9 protein-coding genes are annotated in these 14,175 nt (G+C 58.3%); 6 read left to right on the forward strand and 3 right to left on the reverse strand.

The features are described from left to right. Positions 1-194 precede the first annotated feature (194 nt). Positions 195-1,589 carry a sensor histidine kinase gene (locus ACTWLJ_RS18365; protein ID WP_445177875.1) on the reverse strand — a complete coding sequence of 465 codons (1,395 nt, stop codon included), beginning with the start codon at positions 1,587-1,589 and terminating at the stop codon, positions 195-197. Beyond that, positions 1,567-2,250: a response regulator transcription factor gene (locus ACTWLJ_RS18370; protein ID WP_445177876.1), complete on the reverse strand. Its 684-nt coding sequence runs from the start codon at positions 2,248-2,250 to the stop codon at positions 1,567-1,569. Before ACTWLJ_RS18370 ends, ACTWLJ_RS18365 begins: the two co-directional genes overlap by 23 nt. 296 nt (positions 2,251-2,546) lie before the next feature. Between ACTWLJ_RS18370 and ACTWLJ_RS18375 the strand changes: the two genes are divergently transcribed. From ACTWLJ_RS18375 to hcnC, 5 genes are all read left to right on the forward strand, one after another. Further along, complete coding sequence (locus ACTWLJ_RS18375) at positions 2,547-3,488, forward strand: hypothetical protein (protein ID WP_445177877.1); 942 nt, start codon at positions 2,547-2,549, stop codon at positions 3,486-3,488. Between the two features lie 220 nt (positions 3,489-3,708). After that, positions 3,709-4,257: a hypothetical protein gene (locus tag ACTWLJ_RS18380; RefSeq protein WP_445177878.1), complete on the forward strand. Its 549-nt coding sequence runs from the start codon at positions 3,709-3,711 to the stop codon at positions 4,255-4,257. A gap of 239 nt (positions 4,258-4,496) precedes the next feature. Next, on the forward strand, positions 4,497-4,811 hold the full coding sequence (gene hcnA / locus ACTWLJ_RS18385; protein WP_401212119.1) for a cyanide-forming glycine dehydrogenase subunit HcnA: 315 nt from the start codon (positions 4,497-4,499) through the stop codon (positions 4,809-4,811). After that, complete coding sequence (gene hcnB, locus ACTWLJ_RS18390; RefSeq protein WP_445177879.1) at positions 4,808-6,217, forward strand: cyanide-forming glycine dehydrogenase subunit HcnB; 1,410 nt, start codon at positions 4,808-4,810, stop codon at positions 6,215-6,217. The genes hcnA and hcnB overlap by 4 nt, the downstream gene beginning before the upstream one ends. Beyond that, positions 6,210-7,469 carry a cyanide-forming glycine dehydrogenase subunit HcnC gene (gene hcnC, locus ACTWLJ_RS18395; protein WP_445177880.1) on the forward strand — a complete coding sequence of 420 codons (1,260 nt, stop codon included), beginning with the start codon at positions 6,210-6,212 and terminating at the stop codon, positions 7,467-7,469. Before hcnB ends, hcnC begins: the two co-directional genes overlap by 8 nt. Positions 7,470-7,599: 130 nt before the next feature. Here hcnC and ACTWLJ_RS18400 read toward each other — a convergent pair whose 3' ends face one another. Next, positions 7,600-9,408 (reverse strand): monovalent cation:proton antiporter-2 (CPA2) family protein, encoded by a 1,809-nt coding sequence (locus tag ACTWLJ_RS18400; RefSeq protein ID WP_445177881.1) that lies wholly within the window; start codon positions 9,406-9,408, stop codon positions 7,600-7,602. Between the two features lie 1,057 nt (positions 9,409-10,465). Between ACTWLJ_RS18400 and ACTWLJ_RS18405 the strand changes: the two genes are divergently transcribed. After that, positions 10,466-14,137: an indolepyruvate ferredoxin oxidoreductase family protein gene (locus ACTWLJ_RS18405; RefSeq protein WP_445177882.1), complete on the forward strand. Its 3,672-nt coding sequence runs from the start codon at positions 10,466-10,468 to the stop codon at positions 14,135-14,137. Positions 14,138-14,175: the final 38 nt, after the last annotated feature.

Here is a 14,175-nt window from a genome sequence, read left to right on the forward strand (position 1 = left end):
GTCGCTGTTCACCGGCATCTACCAGGTCGGCCTCGAAGCCCTGCGGGCCAACTACCCGGCCTGATTGATCACCACAAAAACCTGTCGGAGCTGGCCTGCCAGCGATGGCGTCGGTCCAGTCAATATTTATGCCGACTGAACCACCGCTATCGCTGGCAGGCCAGCTCCCACAGGGTGGAGGTTTGCAATCAACCTCAGGATTGTGAAATCAGGCTCTGTTTGCAATCCAGTGCCAGTTTCGCACCGCCCAGATCACTGCTGCCCACTTCCAGCGTGAAACCATGCAGGCTGACAATCGCCGCAACGATCGATAAGCCCAGACCAAAACCGCTTTGCGGTTGCCCGCCCTCGGCGCGATAGAAACGCTGAAACACCACCTCGCGCTCTGCTTCCGGAATCCCGGGGCCCGAATCGTGCACTTCGATGCGCGTATGTCCGCCGTCATTCACACCGCGCAAAATCACCGTGCCACCGGGCGGGGTGAACTTGATCGAGTTGCTCAACAGATTCGCCAACGCCTCAAACAACAGCGCCCGGTCGCCATTCAGTGGCGGCAAGGTTTCCGGCATGTTCAGTTCGAAACGCAATTCGTCTTCTTCGGCCAGCGGCAGATAAAACTCATGCAGTTCTTCCAGCAATTGCACCGGGTCGAGTTCGACAAAACCGGAGCGCCGCTGCCGATCCTCAAGCTCGGAAATCCGCAACAGCCCACGAAACCGCGCCATCAGCGTATCCGCTTCGCCCAGCACCAGATCCAGTTGCGCCGCTTGCTGCGAGCCTTCACCGGCTTGTTGCTGCATGCGATACAACTGCGCCCGCAGACGAGTCAGCGGCGTGCGCAGATCATGGGCGATGTTGTCGCAGACCCCTTTGACCTCGTGCATCAAGCGCTCGATGCGTTCGAGCATGGCGTTGACGATAGCGGCGAGCATGTCCAGTTCGTCACGGCGATTGGACAGCGGCAAACGATGGGTCAGGTCGCCGGCAACAATCGCCTGGGCGCTGGCCTGAATCGCCCGAATCCGCCGCAGTGGCCGCCGCCGCAGCAGATGCCAACCGGCAATCCCCGGCAGAATCGTCAGCGAAACACCCCAGAACAACGCGTGCAAAATGATCCGTGTCACGGCAAACAATGAGCCGTTGTCGCGCAGCAACACCAGCCAGCGACCATCACGAGTCTGGGTCGCGACCGCGTCGCAACTGTCGGCGGGCAGGGTCGGGTCATCGGAGTCGGCGCAATCGGCCAGGGTGTGGATCTTGCCGTCGAGCGGCAGGCCTTCGGGGATTTGCTGCAATGCACCACCGAGGTAGCGCTGCTCGGCGTCGAACAAGCCGTAGGCGTCGATGCCGCGAATATCAAAGGTCATGCTAGCGGCCAGGGCTTCTTCCAGTTGCTCGCCGCGAAAGTGCGAGAACAGGTGCTGACGTTGCATCAGCGAGTGCTTGGCCAGGTTGTCCAGATACCCGGACACCTCGAAATACATGACCCCCATGAGGATCGCACTCCAGGCCACGAACAGCGAACTGTAAAGCGCCAGCAAGCGGCTGCTGGAGGAACGCCAACCGTCAGACGGGTTCGGCAATGACATAACCCGAGCCTCGTACCGTGCGGATCAGCGGAACATTGCCCGCTGCGTCGATCTTCTTGCGCAGACGCCCGATGTGCACGTCGATCAGGTTAGTGCCGGGGTCGAAGTGATAGCCCCAGACCTCTTCGAAAATCATCATCCGCGAGAGAATCTGGCCGCTGTTGCGCATCAGGAATTCCAGCAGCTTGTACTCGGTCGGCAGCAGCGTCAGCACCTGATCGGCGCGGCGCGCTTCGTGGCTGATCAAGTCCAGTTCCAGATCCGCTACGCGCAAGGTGGTCGGTTGCGTGCCGCCAGTGCTCTGGCGCCGCAGCAACACTTCGACCCGCGCGGCCATCTCGTCAGTGGCGAACGGTTTGGTCAGGTAGTCATCACCGCCGGCGCGCAGCCCGCGCACGCGTTCATCGACATCGGAAAGGGCGCTGATCATCAGAATCGGCGTGGCCACGCCCATGGTGCGCAGGGTAGTGACGATGGCCAGGCCATCTAGTTCGGGCAGCATGCGGTCGAGAGTGATCAGGTCGTAGTTGCCACTGACGGCACGGTCCAGGCCTTCACGGCCATTGTCGACCCAATCCACATCCAGGCCGTGGCTGCTCAATTCGGCAACGATTTCCCGGGCGGTCACGGCGTCGTCTTCGATGGTCAAAATACGAGTCATAGGGCAGGCCTTGATCGGTTGAAACGGAATGGCAGCATTTTGCCAAGTATTTTCCGTGACGCTTTAAATTAACTTTCATGTTGAGCCTGTCACAAACGCAAATAACAGACTTTGTGCCAATGCATAAAACCCGCTGATATCTGCACCTTGTTGCAAATTGCACGGCTCAAGGAAGTTCATTATTTATAACTTATTGAAAAATAAGGATTTATTTATTTCTGACGACTGGCACGGTCGCTGCAATTCATCTCGTGACGAGTTGTAACACCATTTTTCATGCCTGGAGCAGAACAACAATGAATAGATCCTCAGATGGGTTTTATCCTGCCTTCGAAGGAGAGTCGAGCAACGTCTCAGGTGTGTCCTGGGGTGCGATCTTCGCTGGCGCGGCAGCGGCAGCCGCATTGTCGATGATTCTGGTGCTGCTGGGCTTCGGGCTTGGCTTCTCTGCAGTTTCACCGTGGGCCGGGGAGGGCATCAGCGCCAAGGGCCTGGGCATTTCAACCATAGTCTGGCTGGCGGCGACGCAGATCATCGCTTCCGGCATGGGCGGTTACATCGCCGGACGCCTGCGGGTGAAGTGGGCGAACATGCACGGCGACGAAGTGTATTTCCGCGACACCGCGCATGGCTTCCTCTCATGGTGCGTAGCGACTCTGGTGACCGCGATTCTGGTGGTCGGCTCGGTCAGCAGTGTGATCAGCGGTGGCGTTCAGGCCGGTGCGAGTGTTGCCGGCGGCGCCGCCAGCGCTATGACTCAAGCAGCGGGTACCGCAGCAGCCAAAACCGACAGCAACCAGTACGGCTACTTCATCGACAGCCTGTTTCGCGATGACCGTCCGGCATCTGTCAGTGACGATGCTGCGCATGGCGCCGTAGCGCGAATCTTTGCGCAGAGCCTGGCCAACGGTCAGCTCAGTGCCGAAGACCGTACCTACCTCGCACAACTGGTAGCGCAACGCACCAACCTGACTCAGGCCGACGCCGAACGTCGTGTTGATGAAGTCTACGCTCGCACTCAGAAAGCCATCGCCGACGCCAAAGTCAAAGCCCAGCAGGCCGCTGACGCTGCTGCAAAAGTTGCTGCGCTGACTTCCCTGTGGATGTTCGTTGCGCTGCTGATCGGTGCGTTCTTCGCCAGCTTCGCGGCCACTTTCGGCGGTCGTCGTCGGGATGCGGTCGAGTACGTTGAAGTCGACACCTACACCACAGCCACCACCCTGCCTCCAGTCCGCTAACAAGGAGCATCACCATGCGCTCATTACTGCTGTTTTTCCTCGGTGTACCGATCCCGATCATTATCCTGATTGCCCTGTTCGTACACTGATCGAATGCTCCCTTGAGGCCACTGTCTCGGCCGCTTGCACTACACGGTGCAAGCGGCTTTTTGCTTTCCTGGAGGCCAACGGCGAGAATCGCCGGCGGAAGTGGATTGGCCGCTTTCACCGCGATTTAAGGATGAACACGTTGGACAAGAAGGAAATCAAACGGCAACTGGTCGAAATGCTCGACGCCGGACGCTCCAGGACCGAAACCTTCAATGCGCTCTCGGGCGGGAAGGTCAAGGATCGTGTATTGGCCGCATGGATTGGTGGCCGGCCTGATCCGGCACTCAGAGAGCGCCATTCACTCAAAGTCACGATCCTCGTCGTGCTGACCTGCATTCAGGCATTGATCGGTGCGGTGGCCGGCTTTTTCCTGTTTTACGAATTCAGCGCGGGTATGGCTCTGACGGTGATGCTGATCGCCGGTGGCATTCCACTGCTGTTTGCCTGGGGCTTCTACAAGAACATCGCGTCGGTTTACACCGTCTACGTGATCCTGACGCTCAGCCAGCTATCGCGCATGTTCAAGGGTTTCGAAGAAGACCCGGTGACCACCCTGATCGTGGTGGGCATTACCCTGGCGATAGTCGGTTACGCGGCGTGGCTGAAAACCCTGCTGTTCCCTGACCTCGGGTTCATCGGTGCGAAAAAGATCAAGGGACAATTCGTCTTCTCGAACTGATCGTTGAACAATCCGACGGCTTTCACTGGCCTGGATCAATATTTCCTTTGGCAATATCACCTAACTTAAATGATCCAGGCCTTTGCTGGTGTTTGAGCTACAGTGCTCCCGCGCGCCTTGTTGCGCTGACGGAGTACCCGCGTCGACGTCCCTAATCAAAGAAATAAATGCGTCGATCAGGTGTAGTGCAGCAAGGAGCTGACACAACCTCAACCGAACCTTCACGGATGAACATTGCAATGCACTGCCAAGACAGAACCTTCGATATCCAGCCTTTGGCGCAGGCGGATATGACCGTCCACATCAACGGTCAACCGGTCAACGCTGCCATTGGGGAAACCGTCCTCAGTGTCATCCAGGCCCTCGGCGTGCGCCAGGTCGCGCGCAACGATCACAACCAGATCAGCGGCGCCTACTGCGGCATGGGCGTGTGCCAGTGCTGCCTGGTGAAAATCAATGGCCGGCACAAGCGCCGCGCCTGCCAGACCGTCGTGCGTGACGGCATGCAGATCGAAACCCAGGTTAACCGCGTCGCCGCGCAGGAGGTCGTATGAGCCTGCAACCGGTAATCGTCGGCGGTGGGCCGGCAGGTATGGCAGCAGCCTGCGAACTGGCACGCCACGGTGTGCGCAGCACTCTGCTCGAAGAATCTTCACGACTCGGCGGCGTGGTCTATCGCGGGCCGCTGCGTGACGGTGTGCAGCTGGATTATCTGGGGCCGCGCTACTCCGAAGCCCTGAGCAAACTGCATGGTGAATTCCAGGAGCAATCCGGGCTGATCGACGTGCTTCTCAACCATCGCGTGGTCGGTGCTGAAGGCACTCGCGCACTGGTGGTACTGGACGCCGATGAACAACTGCACGAAATCGAATATCCGCAATTGTTGCTGGCCGCCGGTTGCCATGAACGCAGCGTGCCGTTTCCTGGCTGGACCTTGCCGGGCGTGATTCTGCTCGGCGGTCTGCAACTGCAAATCAAGAGTGGCGTGGTCAAACCGCAGGGGCCCGTCATCATCGCCGGCACCGGTCCGTTGCTGCCGCTGGTGGCGACGCAGTTACATGCATCCGGGGTCAAGGTGGCGGGCGTGTATGAAGCCTGCGCCTTCGGCAAGATCGCCCGTGAAAGCCTGGCGCTGCTGAACAAGCCGCAGCTGTTTCTCGACGGTTTGAGCATGCTCGCCTACCTGAAACTGCACGGCATCCCGATGAATTACGGTTGGGGCATAGTTGAAGCCCATGGCGAGGGCGAGCTGAAAAGCGTCAGCGTCGCACCGTATTCGGCCACCTGGGCGCCAGATCTGACACGGGTCGAGCGTTTCGAAGCGCAGACACTGGCGGTTGGTTACGGCTTCATTCCGCGTACTCAACTCAGTCAGCAAATGGGGCTGGATCACGGCTTCAGCGACGACGGTTACCTGCGCGCCAACTCGAATGTCTGGCAGCAAAGCAACGAGCGGCACGTGCATCTGGCGGGCGACGTCAACGGCATTCGCGGCGGCGAGGCAGCGATGCTGGCGGGCAAGATCGCCGCGACCTCGATCCTGCTGCAACGCGGTGTGATTGAAGCAGAACTGGCGCGGGTCCGTCGTGACCGCTATCTGGGCAAGCTCAAGTCCATCGTGCGCTTCCGTGCCGCTGTGGATCGCTACACCGAACGCGGTGTCGGGCAAACTGCACTGCCAGCCGCCGACACGGTGATCTGCCGCTGCGAGCACGCGACTCGCGCCGACATTGACCGGGCGCTGGAGCAGGGCGTGCAAGACATCGCCAGCCTGAAAATGCGCACCCGCGTGAGCATGGGCGACTGTCAGGGACGGATGTGCGTCGGCTATTGCAGCGACCGCTTGCGCCAGGCCACCGGGCGTCAGAACGTCGGTTGGCTGCGTCCACGCTTCCCGATTGATCCGATACCTTTTTCCGCATTCACATCCGTCGGCACGGAGGCCGCTTCCCATGAGTAAGTTCTATGACGTGGTCATCGCCGGCGGCGGTGTGATCGGGGCGTCCTGCGCCTATCAATTGTCCAAGCGCAAAGGCCTCAAGGTTGCGCTGATCGACGCCAAGCGTCCGGGCAACGCAACCCGTGCTTCGGCCGGTGGCTTGTGGGCGATTGGCGAGTCGGTGGGGCTGGGCTGCGGGGTGATTTTCTTCCGCATGATGTCGGCCAACCGCAAGCGCGAAACCCAGGGCGCAGCAGTCGCGGTGGATTCCAGTACGCCGCATATCCTGCCGGACTCGTTCTTCGATTTCGCCTTGCAGTCCAACGCGCTGTACCCGGCATTGCACCGTGAGTTGATGGAAAATCACGGGATGGATTTCAAGTTCGAGAAGACCGGATTGAAATTTGTGATTTATGACGATGAAGACCGGCTCTACGCCGAGCACATCGTCGGCTGCATTCCGCATCTCGCCGATCAGGTGCGCTGGCTCGATCAGGCAGAACTGCGCGAGGCCGAGCCGAGCGTCAGTCACGAAGCACGCGGGGCGCTGGAGTTTCTCTGTGACCATCAGGTCAGCCCGTTCCGTCTCGCCGATGCCTACACCGAAGGTGCACGGCAGAATGGCGTGGATATCTTCGTCAACACCAACGTCACTGGCGTATTGCATCACGGCAGCCGCGTGACTGGTGTGCAGACTGCCGAGGCTGGCGTATTTCACTGCAAGACCCTGATCAACGCCGCTGGTGCCTGGGCGGCAGATCTGAGCGAGTGGGCCAGCGGCATCCGCATCCCGGTGAAACCGGTGAAAGGGCAGATTCTGCTCACTGAACGCATGCCGAAAATCCTCAACGGTTGCCTGACCACCAGCGACTGCTACGTGGCGCAAAAGGACAACGGCGAGATCCTGATCGGCAGCACCACCGAAGACAAAGGCTTTGACGTCACCACCACCTACCCGGAAATCGCCGGGCTGGTGCAGGGCGCGGTGCGGTGTTTGCCGGAGCTCAAGGACGTCAATCTGAAACGCACCTGGGCCGGGCTGCGTCCGGGCTCGCCGGATGAATTGCCGATCCTCGGGCCGATGCGTGGGGTGGAGGGTTATCTGAATGCCTGCGGGCACTTCCGCACCGGGATTCTGACCTCGGCGATTACCGGCGTGCTGCTGGATAAACTGGTCAACGATGAGCCGTTGCCGCTGGATATCACGCCGTTCCTGGCGGATCGGTTTGAGACTGCTCCGGTCAAACAGGAACCAGAGCTGGAAATGGCCTGACCTGCATGAATTGATGTTGAATGTGAGGGCCTCATCGCGGGCAAGCCCGCTCCCACAGGTTTTGTGAACACTCAATAACACTGTGGGAGCGGGCTTGCCCGCGATGGCGGCTTGAGCCGCGCCTGACTTCTCAGGGCTTGCGCGCTTCTTCTTCCAGTTGATCCGATTCAAACAACCGCGCCAGTTCCGCCCGGGCTTCCTGGGCGGTTTGCAGGACTTTGGCCGCGTCGTCATAGATCGAGTGTTGCGCCTCCAGTACCTGTTCGTCGTGATGCTTGAAGCGCTTGATCCGCGCATCAGCCTGGGCCTGGGTCAAACCGAGGCCGACCAACGTGCGCCGGCTCATTTCCAGACTTGAATAGTACGTCTCACGAATCGCCTCGGCGCCGACATCCACCAAGCGGTGCACGTGCTGACGGTTACGCGCACGGGCGATGATTTTCATGTGCGGGTAAAGTTTGCGCACGATCTCGGCGGTCTTGATATTGGTTTCCGGATCATCAGTGGCAATCACAAAGTATTCTGCGTCGCCGACCTTGGCTGCACTGAGGATTTCCGGGCGCATCGGGTCACCGTAGAACACCGGCACCCCACCAAAACTGCGCGACAACTCGATAGTCTCCACCGACGTATCAAGGGCCACGAACTTGATGTTCTGCGCGCGCAGAATCCGCGCCACGATTTGCCCCATCCGGCCCATGCCGGCAATCACCACGCGCGGCGCATCGGTATCGATTTCGCGGAATTTCTCCGGCACTTCCACCGGCTGCACCTTGGGACTGACCAGTCGGGCGCAGATCAATAGCAGCAACGGCGTCACGGCCATAGACAACGTGATAGTCAGCACCAGCAGGTCGTACAGGCGCGGTTCGAACAGGCCCTGATCGCGGCCGATCTTGAACACCACAAAGGCAAACTCACCGCCCGCCGCGAGGACGATCCCCAGGCGAATCGCACTGACCTTGTTCAAACCACCGGCCAGACGCCCGACGACAAACAGCAACGGCAACTTCAGGCCGATCAGCAGCAGGGTCAGGCCGAGCACGGTGATTGGCGCACTCAGCAGCAAACTCAGATTGGCGCCCATGCCGACGCTGATGAAAAACAGCCCGAGCAACAGACCTTTGAACGGTTCGATCTGCGCTTCCAGTTCATGCCGGTATTCCGAATCCGCCAACAGCAGACCAGCGAGGAACGCCCCCAGCGCCATCGACACGCCTACCTGATCCATCAACCATGCTGTGCCGATCACCACCAGCAACGCAGTGGCGGTGGAAACTTCCGGCAGACCGGTTTTCGCCACAATGCGAAACACCGGTCGCAGCAGATAACGCCCGCCGATCACCACCACGGCGATGCTGCCGAGCACTCGCAAACCGTGATTCAGATCTTCGGCGGCGCTGGTGGTGTGATCGCCGCCCGCGAGCATCGGTACAAGGGCGATCAGCGGGATTGCGGCGATGTCCTGAAACAGCAGAATCGCAAACGCCAACCGGCCATGGGGGCTGGTCAGCTCCTTGCGCTCAGCCAGGCTTTGCAGGCCAAACGCGGTGGACGATAGCGCCAGTCCAAGGCCAAGCACGATGGCGCTATTGAGCGACTGGCCGAAGGCGAACAGTGCGAGCACGCCGATCACCGAACCGGTCAGCAGCACCTGCGCCAACCCCACACCGAACACCGACTTGCGCATCACCCACAAGCGTCGCGGCGACAGCTCAAGACCGATGATGAACAGCAGCAGCACCACGCCCAGTTCCGAGATGTGGCTGACACTCTGCGGATTACCGATCAGCCCCAACACCGACGGACCAATGATCACCCCGGCAAACAGATAGCCGAGCACCGCTCCCAGTTGCAGCCGTTTGGCCAACGGCACGGTGAGCACCGCAGCAAACAGAAACACGACGGCGGCTTGCAACAAATTGCCTTCATGGGGCATGGGACTACTCCTGACAACGGTACGGCGGGGGCGACAAGGATAAGGGCTGATCCTGTGACACACCACATACACCTGCGCATGGCGTGATAAACGCAGCGGATTTTCAGGCGCAGACCTTTCAAATAGATTGAATGTAGTGGTTCGGGGGGGGGGGGGCTGCAGCGGCGAAGAAAATTGATGCGATGTAAAGTTATACTTTCGTCTTAGAGGCTTGATGATTAATTAAGTAAATACCAGTGTCATATTTCGTGTAGTTGTTCTAGTTAGTTAATTGTCCGTCGTGGCTGTGTGATGAATTTATGTCTATTAAACTTTTGCTACAGCATTGACAAAGTAATCACTTCGAATCTACTATTTTTGTCGGTCACAAGATGTGTCGAAAAACACTGTACAAAATGCCGCTTTAAGGTGAGGTTTTCATAAGGATTTGAAACTTTGTACTTGAAATACGTTGGTCCCAATCATTCTTGGTTTCTGCCCGGACAGTTCACTTCCTGCACGTCGACAAAGACGACTCAGTGGCGTGTGCGTATCCTTTCCCGTAACCAGTATGCATTCGAGAATCCGAGCGTCTCTTGGATCGCGCGTGCTGGCCATGTATCAATCCATTCGGAATTCCTGCCAAAGTGCAGCTTCAAGCCTTGAGGCCAAAGCGCTGCGGCACGTAATCAAACATATTAAAAGTAAAGTTCTCATAAGGTTTTGAGGGTTTTTACGCGAACTTGTTTGTTTTTTGTTTTGTGCGGTGAAGTCTGCTTTTCTACATTTTGTATGCCGCATGAAGTGGCGGATGAAGTGTGAAAAATATAAAAAATATTTCGTCGTTATGCACTCGTGAACATGGAAATAACTTGATGTTTAGCCAAATGGTATGGCGTTCGTCGAGCGTGTTTTTCCTGGCGTCAAATTGGCGCCGGCAGAGATGTTGGTTTTCGGGATTATTGACCTGGAACTTCGGTGCTTTCGTCAATACACAGACTAAAAGTGCCGTGACTGTATGCGCTGTGGTGGGCAAACAAGCACATTTAATGTGAAGTTTTCATAAGGATTTGAAACTGTGTACATAGATTCCATTGGACCAGAACGTCAGCGATTGCAGCCCGATCAGGACCCCTCCAGGACATCCGCGGGGGAGAGTGAAGCCGTGGCTTCGTTGCGACCGGTGCGCAATTATGACAATAGCTCGATGTATTCCCGAGATAACACCGAGCCGAATGAACACATCTTTTTGAGTGGCCAGCAAGCGCTCGTCAGGCTGCTTATTTCCCAGGCTGCACTTGATCGATCTGTTGGCATACGCACCGCTGGTTTTGTCAGTGGTTATCGTGGCTCGCCTCTAGGAGGCGTGGACCGGGAACTGGTGAAGGCCAGGGATGTTCTGGAGAAGTCGAACATCCGTTTTCTCCCGGCAATCAACGAAGATCTGGCGGCCACCGCGTTGATCGGCACCCAGCGCGTCGAGAGTGACCCGAAGAGGCGGTATGACGGCGTATTCGGCATGTGGTATGGCAAGGGGCCGGGTGTTGATCGTTCGGGGGACGCGATCAAACACGGCAGTTCCTATGGGTCTTCGCCCCACGGTGGGGTTCTTGTGGTCACCGGTGATGATCACGGCTGCGTGTCTTCGTCGATGTCTCATCAATCCGACCGGACTTTGATTGCCTGGGGCTTGCCGGTGATTCACCCGGCCGGACTCGCCGATTACGAACGATGCGGTTTGTGGGGTTGGGCGCTCTCTCGCGCTTCAGGCTTGTGGGTGGGCTTCAAGGCCATTACCGAGACGGTCGAGGCAACAACGTCGGTCAAGTCATCCCCGTTACCCGAATTCGTCACGCCCGAAATCAATCCGGGTCCAGACGGTTTGCACTGGCGTTGGCCCGATCTTCCAGGCATGCAAATCGAGCGCCGGACTTCCTTCAAGTTTGAAGCGGCTCGCGCCTTTGCGCTGGCGAATCCAATTGACACCGCGGTGACGGCGCCGGCGCAACCGGCCCTCGTCATTGGCGCCGTCGGCAAGGCTTACGGCGATGTTCGACAGGCGTTGCAGCAATGTGGCATCTCACTCCAACAACTTGAAAACGCTGGTGTCGCGCTTCTGAAAATCAACCTGGTTTATCCGTTGTCGCCGTTGCTCGACGCCTGGACGGAACGAGCCGGCAAGGTATTGATCATCGAAGAAAAGCAGGCCATCGTTGAAGAGCAGCTCAAGCAGAAGTACTACAACGTCGCGTCCGATCAACGCGCGGTCATCATTGGTAAAACCGATGAAAACGGCGACGCACTGATTTCGGATCACGAGGAGCTCCGGCCGTCCCGAATCGCTTCGATGCTCCAACAACGACTGCAAGGCCTCGGCATCACGCTGAGCATTCCCGAGTTCTGGCACATACCTACTGTCCTGCGGATCAATGACTGGATTCGACGTACTCCGTATCTGTGTTCCGGCTGCCCGCACAATACCTCGACGAACGTGCCCAAAGGCAGTGAGGCAAGACTTGGCATCGGTTGCCATGCGATGGCTGCGCGTATGCCTGAAAGGTCGACCAGTGGCAGTGTGCAGATGGGCGGGGAAGGTGTCGACTGGCTGGGACAGGCTCCGTTTGTCGAGACGCCGCACATCTTTCAGAACATCGGTGACGGGACCTTTTTCCACTCCGGTTTTCTCGCGGTTCGTCAGGCCATCGCGGCCGGCGCGACCATCACCTACAAGTTGCTTTACAACGATGCCGTGGCCATGACCGGTGGACAGCCTATCGACGGCACGCTGACCGTGAAGAAGGCCGTAGAGTTGGTGAAAGCCGAAGGTGCCCATCGGATTGTGGTGGTGGCGGATGATCTGGCGCGTTATCAGGCGCAAGACAGCCTGCCTCAGGGTGTCGAGCTGTTTCATCGCGAGAAACTTGAGGAGGTTCAGCTTCAACTGCGCGAGACCCGCGGCGTCAGTGTTCTAGTGTTTGATCAGGTCTGCGCCATCGAAGGGCGTCGCCGCAAGAAGCAACTGCCAGCGCCGGTATTGAAGACTGAAGTGGTCATCAATGAGGCGGTTTGTGAAGGGTGTGGTGATTGCCAGGTCAAATCCAATTGCTTGTCGGTGACGCCGGTCGAGACACCTTTCGGAGTGAAGCGGCGCATCGACCCGCACTCCTGCAACAACGACCTCTCGTGCATCAAGGGTTTCTGTCCCAGCTTCGTGACGGTGACCGGCAAGCCGCGCCGGCGTCAGCAAAAACCTAGCGACAACAAGCTGGTGCTGGCGCGGGCCGAAGCACTGGCTTTGCCGCAACCGACGCGTTCGCTCGACACTCCTTACGAAATGCTGCTCGTTGGTGTTGGCGGCACGGGGATCGTGACAGTGGCGCGCACAATCGCTTTGGGCGCTTATCTGGATGGTCGAGCAGTCAGCGTGCTCGACTTCACCGGGTTCGCCCAGAAGGGCGGTGCCGTATTAAGCCACGTGCGGCTGGCCAACGATGCCGATACGCTGCACCAGCACCGTATCGACGTGGGTGGCGCCGACCTGTTGCTTGCTGCCGACCTGGTCGTGGCCAGTGAAGACGATGCGTTGTCTACGCTCAGGCAAGACAAAACGGTGGTTATCGCCAACAGCGCTCAGACCCAAACCGGCGCGATGTTACGCAATACCGAACTGCGTATTGAAAACGAGGCCATTGAAGACTTTCTGAAGCGAAGGGTGGGTGCCAGTAATTATCACCGTCTGGATGCGGCACAACTGGCAAGCGCGCTGGTCAATCCGATGCAAGCCAACATGCTGTTGCTGGGCTACGCGTGGCAGCTAGGTACGGTGCCAGTGTCGCTGCAAGCACTGAAAAAAGCGATTGATCTGGCCGGCAGCGCCGAAGCCAACCATCTGGCATTTGCCTGGGGCCGGTTGTGGGCACAGGACGCCGAGTTCGTCGTGCTCTACCTTGATCAGCCAACGGATGCAGAGTCGGCGATTTCAATCGCCGGCATGTCCGGCAAGCGTGAAAGCATCGAGCAGATGGTCAATACGCGAAGTGCCTTCCTCACGGATTACCAGGACGCGGCCTACGCCGAGCGTTACCGCACAGTGCTTGAGTCTGTTCGCTCGACGCCGCTGGCCGGCGATGAATGCGCGCTGGTAGAGGCAGTCGCACGCAACCTCTTCAAGTTGATGGCATACAAGGATGAATACGAAGTTGCGCGTCTGCTTACCGCCAGCAGTTTCATGGAACCGCTGAAGGCAAAATTCGAAGGGCGCGTGCAATTGAAATTCCACTTTGCGCTGCCATTGCTGCGCAATAAGCAAAAGAAAATCGCGTTCTCCGGTTGGGTGTTGCCATTTCTACGGTTGCTGGCCAAGGGACGTGTGTTGCGCCACAGCCGATTCGATCCGCTCGGCTGGTCGGCCGAGCGCCGTGAAGAGCGGCGCCTGCTGGTTGAATATGAGCAAACCTTGCAGCGTCTGTTGCCGAAACTGAGCCAGGACAATTTGGCGCTTTTCGTCGCTTGGGCGAGCCTGCCTGACTCGATTCGAGGGTATGGACACGTCAAGGATCAGTCGATTGCTTCTGCACGTATGCGAGGGGAGAAACTCATCGAGCAGATCCTCGCGCCTCCGCAACCTAATGGCCAGGGCTATGAGTTGATCCATCGGCAAGTAGCAGGTGTTGAGTCATGGGCTCCGTCCACGATTCACCTCGCACAGCCAGACAAGCTCGCCGCGCCGGATGTGATGGAGGCTTCGTGATTTAGCGACCGTCGCCAATGCCAGAGCCGCAGCACAAA

It is taken from the genome of Pseudomonas sp. McL0111 (assembly GCF_052567255.1).

Bases quoted from the DNA above. Each gene is read 5' to 3' on its own strand.
- ACTWLJ_RS18375 (WP_445177877.1), top strand. From the start codon at position 2,547: ATGAATAGATCCTCAGATGGGTTTTATCCTGCCTTCGAAGGAGAGTCG.
- ACTWLJ_RS18370 (WP_445177876.1), bottom strand. From the start codon at position 2,250: ATGACTCGTATTTTGACCATCGAAGACGACGCCGTGACCGCCCGGGAA.
- hcnC (WP_445177880.1), top strand. From the start codon at position 6,210: ATGAGTAAGTTCTATGACGTGGTCATCGCCGGCGGCGGTGTGATCGGG.
- ACTWLJ_RS18365 (WP_445177875.1), bottom strand. From the start codon at position 1,589: ATGTCATTGCCGAACCCGTCTGACGGTTGGCGTTCCTCCAGCAGCCGC.
- hcnB (WP_445177879.1), top strand. From the start codon at position 4,808: ATGAGCCTGCAACCGGTAATCGTCGGCGGTGGGCCGGCAGGTATGGCA.
- hcnA (WP_401212119.1), top strand. From the start codon at position 4,497: ATGCACTGCCAAGACAGAACCTTCGATATCCAGCCTTTGGCGCAGGCG.
- ACTWLJ_RS18400 (WP_445177881.1), bottom strand. From the start codon at position 9,408: ATGCCCCATGAAGGCAATTTGTTGCAAGCCGCCGTCGTGTTTCTGTTT.
- ACTWLJ_RS18380 (WP_445177878.1), top strand. From the start codon at position 3,709: ATGAACACGTTGGACAAGAAGGAAATCAAACGGCAACTGGTCGAAATG.